Source organism: Mesorhizobium sp. M8A.F.Ca.ET.165.01.1.1 (assembly GCF_004792065.1).
GTDB lineage: Bacteria > Pseudomonadota > Alphaproteobacteria > Rhizobiales > Rhizobiaceae > Mesorhizobium.
In genome coordinates this window covers 1-283 of the sequence record NZ_SRTH01000255.1, presented here as the reverse complement: position 1 = coordinate 283, position 283 = coordinate 1, and the positions used below count along the sequence as shown (strand labels likewise).

The 283-nt window shown below is 64.7% G+C and carries 1 protein-coding gene; it reads left to right on the top strand.

Features of this window, described 5'->3' with window-relative positions:
• On the top strand, positions 1 to 283 hold a 283-nt coding region (locus EN808_RS35985; RefSeq protein WP_135918282.1), incomplete at both ends, for an ATP-binding cassette domain-containing protein.

The following is a 283-nucleotide window of genomic DNA, read 5'->3' as shown; positions in this document are numbered from 1 at the left end:
CTGGTCAAGATGGAGGCGCTCAAGGCGCGCCGGACCAGCCAGATCTCCGGCGGCCAGCAGCAGCGCGTGGCGCTTGCCCGGGCGCTGGCGCCGCAGCCGAAGGTGCTTCTGCTCGACGAGCCGCTCTCGGCGCTGGACTACAAGCTGCGTAAGGAAATGCAGATCGAACTGAAGCGTTTGCAGCACGAGACCGGCATCACCTTCATCTTCGTCACCCACGACCAGGAAGAAGCGCTGACCATGTCGGATCGCATCGCCGTGATGTCGGCGGGCAAGATCCTGC